The 1,931-nt window shown below is 34.2% G+C and carries 2 protein-coding genes; both read right to left on the reverse strand.

What is annotated here, in order from left to right; genetic code table 11:
• Positions 1-391 precede the first annotated feature (391 nt).
• Positions 392-907 (reverse strand): YdhK family protein, encoded by a 516-nt coding sequence (locus ACVBAX_RS25205; RefSeq protein ID WP_447119682.1) that lies wholly within the window; start codon positions 905-907, stop codon positions 392-394.
• A 324-nt stretch (positions 908-1,231) separates the two neighbouring features.
• Positions 1,232-1,627 (reverse strand): four-helix bundle copper-binding protein, encoded by a 396-nt coding sequence (locus ACVBAX_RS25210; protein WP_447119684.1) that lies wholly within the window; start codon positions 1,625-1,627, stop codon positions 1,232-1,234.
• Positions 1,628-1,931 lie beyond the last annotated feature (304 nt).

Below are 1,931 nucleotides of genomic sequence, written 5' to 3' on the forward strand. Positions count from 1 at the left end.
AGTTGTAAATGTTATTTTACTCATGACGTCCCCTAATTCCCCATATGTTGAAATTCTAGTATATAAAAAAATACCTGTAGATAAAACACTCTTTTTCAAGTGTCCTTACTACAGGTACCATATTACCTGAAGCACCTCTTTTTTCTAAAATCTTATTAGTTTTAATTCTTATAAATCCGATAAGTTATATTCTTAAATAGTTTTCTCTCCCTTGATGGGGTAGCCTCAGGAAAATGCGGATTTACAACGTTAAGGAAATCCAAACATAAAAAACCTAATTTCTCGGTGTTGAAATTAGGCTTTAGTTACTTCATTAAAGCGCCCTATAATGGAATAACTAATATTTTTTGATTAAATTAATCTGTCAAGTCAGGAATAAATTCTTTGTTTATTACTTATCTGAAAGTTCACTCTCTATAACCCACTTATGATTTTTTACTATTGGTCCTCCAGTAGTCGGAGTGTAATCAATTATATACACTGTTGTGCGTACTGCTGAATTAATAATTGCTTTTGCGCCCATCATACCTTTCTTGTGGTTTGCTTCTAAAGTAACCTCCGTTCCAGCTGTGAAGGCCTTAATACCAGCATTTTTAATTTCTTCTTGGATAACCCATTTATGATTTTTTACTATTGGTCCTCCAGTAGTCGGAGTGTAAGTAACAGCATATGCTGTCGTATCATAAGCACCTACAATGGTTGCTTTAGCACCATACATCCCCTTCATATGGCAAGCTTTAACAACGACTTGACTACCAAATTTATAAGTTGGATTTTTTGCTTTTTTTAGACCTTTAGGGATTTCGGCAAAACCAGAATGAATGTTGTCCTTATTCAAACTTATATCGGTACTGTTTTGATTACTACTGCTTGTCCATGCAGATAACATCAACACTATTGTTAGCATTAAATTCCAGTTACAAATCTTTTACTTTTCATGATAACCTCCTAATGTTGTTTTAAAAGTAGTCTACGTACATTTACATTGTTTCCTCCAGCTATTTAATTATTTATGACTTTTTAACGTTAATAAATCAGATAGTATAGGCTCTCATAAAACAGAATGCATCTACTTCCATTAATCTGCTTCTTTAATTCGTTAAAGACAGAAAATGGACTGCTAAAAAGCAATCCATAATAACTATATTTTTTCACTAATCGCTGAATACGATTTAATCCTTAAACTTCTTGCATGTAGGATTATTATTAAATGAGGTAGTCTTGAAAAAAATTATGCTGTCATTGCAAAAGCACGACATTCCTTTGCACAATGCAGGCAGACTTGCGCACAATGTTGTGAATGGTGGTCAGAAAACTTGGCGCATTCGTTGCCACATACTTCACAAATATGCGAACAAATATGGGACATCATTCTAGCCATATGGCTATTTCGAGCAATAAAACTAGCCGTTAAATGACAGATATCAGCACAATCACGTAATAACTCAAGCTGATGTCTTCGATTATGAATATCTTCATGATGGAGCAAGTGGGTAATCATATGATCGCATGTTGCTGCGCATTGTGTAACCGTCTGAAGCAATTTTGAATGGTGCATCATTTCCATAGACATTCCATCTTTCATTCCAGCAGATGAAGTATTATCCATCCTATTCATATTGTACATGGCAATTCCTCCAGTTTAAATTGAATGGGTAAGTGCTACGGTAGTATCGTATGTATGGGACAAATAACATGGAATCGGGGGATTTGCCTGTTTTTATTCACATGATCTCCATTGCAACATAAAAATTTTTTATAAAACAAAAAACAGGTTAGCGAACATCGTTCAAAAACCTGTTTTTACCTCCCTCTATAAATGTTGATTTATCAACGGTTTGACCCGTTCGTGGGGTGTCAAAAAAATTTTTTTCGACACGATCCCTAACAATATTTTTATTTTATGTGAATCTATTCCAACACATGGGTAC

The sequence above is a fragment of the Robertmurraya sp. GLU-23 genome (genome assembly GCF_052983275.1).